1 protein-coding gene is annotated in these 2,304 nt (G+C 64.9%); it reads left to right on the top strand.

All coding sequences use genetic code 11. The features are described from left to right. Positions 1 to 821: 821 nt before the first annotated feature. Entirely contained in the window at positions 822 to 2,060 is a 1,239-nt protein-coding gene (locus HMPREF9463_RS10095) for an IS110 family RNA-guided transposase (RefSeq protein WP_035138958.1), read from the top strand. The last annotated feature ends 244 nt before the right edge of the window (positions 2,061 to 2,304 follow it).

The following is a 2,304-nucleotide window of genomic DNA, read 5'->3' as shown; positions in this document are numbered from 1 at the left end:
TAGCGCGGGAGGTGTACCGCGTGCTCATGGACCCGAACCCCGACGGCGCCGCGCCGGAAGGCCCCGAGCTCGCGAAGATGCGCAAGGCGATGCGGGTGACCCAGAAGCAGGCCGCCGCGGGGGCTCGGCATGTCCGCGGCCTCACTCGGTCACCTGGAACATGGGAGACGGCGGTCGACGAAACTGGAGAGGAGGTATTACGAGCTCCTGTGCGAATTGAAGGGAGCGCTCCCGCAAACTGCCTATTGACAACTTATAGGAGCGTCGGTTTTCTTTTCGCATTTTTTGCCGTGGTTGAGGGCCGCCGCCCAAACGTAGTAGATAGGCCCATTTCATGGCGAACGGGCCACACGGATGTCCTCGCGAGGCCAAAATGATCCGTTTCCCTCTGTCCACGGGAGATCAAGTGCTGTTACGAATATGGTGTCATTTCAAAACTATGCCGGTTTACTACGATAAAAACGAGATTCCCGACCACGCGTGATTTTTTCGCAAAACTACAAGCCGTCTACCTGCACTGATAATTGTCCTTGGGGGAAGCGGGCACTGCGGGGGCGCGTCAACAGCGCGCGATTTCCGCGTCGCAGCGCTACCCTGATGCTGAACGCCGGGACGATGACCCACTGACCTGCTGACGCCTCTTCGGCCGTCCTCAAATCCGACCTGTCTCGCCCCGGCTTCCGCGACCCGGAGTCCTGCCATGACCTAATAGGAGCATGAGCGCGGACAATCGGATAAGGCAACTTGATTGTAGCGCTCCCGTCAGTGCAATGTCTGGGAGGCTCGGGCGCGGAGCAGGCGGCAGACCGAGGGGAGCGAAAATGGAAGGCGAAACGGTCATCGCGGGCGTCGACACGCACAAGGACGTGCATGTCCTGTGCCTGCTCGACGGCCTCGGGAGGAAGATCTGGAGCGGGAGCTTCAGGGCCGACCCCGAGGGCTACGACAGGCTGGCGGAGGCGATAGGCGACCCGGGGAGCTGTGCGGTCGTCGGCGTCGAGGGCACGGCGTCGTACGGGGCCGGGCTGACGAGGAGGCTCGCGGAGCTCGGGTACAACGTGGTCGAGGTGCTCAGGCCCAAGAGGGACAAGGCGAGGCCCGGCGAGGGGAAGAGCGACCCGCTGGACGCCGAGCGCGCGGCGCGCAAGGCGGCGTCCGGGAGGGGCTGCTCCGTGCCGAAGTCGCAGGACGGCTGGGTCGAGGCGGTGCGCCAGCTCTACGTCGCGCGCAGGCTGGCCGTCGCGACGTCCACGTCCTGCGTGGCCTGCGCGAAGTCGATGCTCACGACGGCCCCGGGCGCCCTGAGGGAGCGGTTCAGGGGCTGCGAGCGGCCGAAGGACCTCATGCCGCTGCTCGCGCGCAGGAGGAAGGCGGGCGACGCGCTCGAGGAGAGCGTGCTGGCCTCGCTGCGGTCCGTCGCGACGGTCTGGAAGGAGGCCCGCAGCCAGGTCGAATCCTGCGACGCGCGCATCCGCGCGCTGCTGGAGGCGAACGCGCCCGCGCTGCTCGGCGTCGAGGGCTGCGGCACGACGACCGCCGCCGCCCTGGTCGTGGCCGCCGGCGACAACCCCGGCAGGCTGAAGGGCGAGGCGGCGTTCTCGATGCTGTGCGGCGTCTCCCCGATCCCCGCGTCGAGCGGGAAGACGGAGCGGCACAGGCTCAACCGCGGCGGCAACCGGCAGGCGAACTGGGCGCTCTACGAGATCGCGATCAAGCGCATGGCATACGACGAGAGGACGAAGAGGTACGTGGCGAAGCGAACCTCCGAGGGGAAGTCCCGGAGGGAGGCGATCCGCTGCCTGAAGCGCTACATAGCGCGGGAGGTGTACCGCGTGCTCATGGACCCGAACCCCGACGGCGCCGCGCCGGAAGGCCCCGAGCTCGCGAAGATGCGCAAGGCGATGCGGGTGACCCAGAAGCAGGCCGCCGCGGGGCTCGGCATGTCCGCGGCCTCACTCGGTCACCTGGAACATGGGAGACGGCGGTCGACGAAACTGGAGAGGAGGTATTACGAGCTCCTGTGCGAATTGAAGGGAGCGCTCCCGCAAACTGCCTATTGACAACTTATAGGAGCGTCGGTTTTCTTTTCGCATTTTTTGCCGTGGTTGAGGGCCGCCGCCCAAACGTAGTAGATAGGCCCATTTCATGGCGAACGGGCCACACGGATGTCCTCGCGAGGCCAAAATGATCCGTTTCCCTCTGTCCACGGGAGATCAAGTGCTGTTACGAATATGGTGTCATTTCAAAACTATGCCGGTTTACTACGATAAAAACGAGATTCCCGACCACGCGTGATTTTTTCGC

The organism is Collinsella sp. 4_8_47FAA (genome assembly GCF_000763055.1).
GTDB lineage: Bacteria > Actinomycetota > Coriobacteriia > Coriobacteriales > Coriobacteriaceae > Collinsella.
Note: the sequence above shows the minus strand (reverse complement) of the source record. Positions and strands in the feature narration are given on the sequence as shown.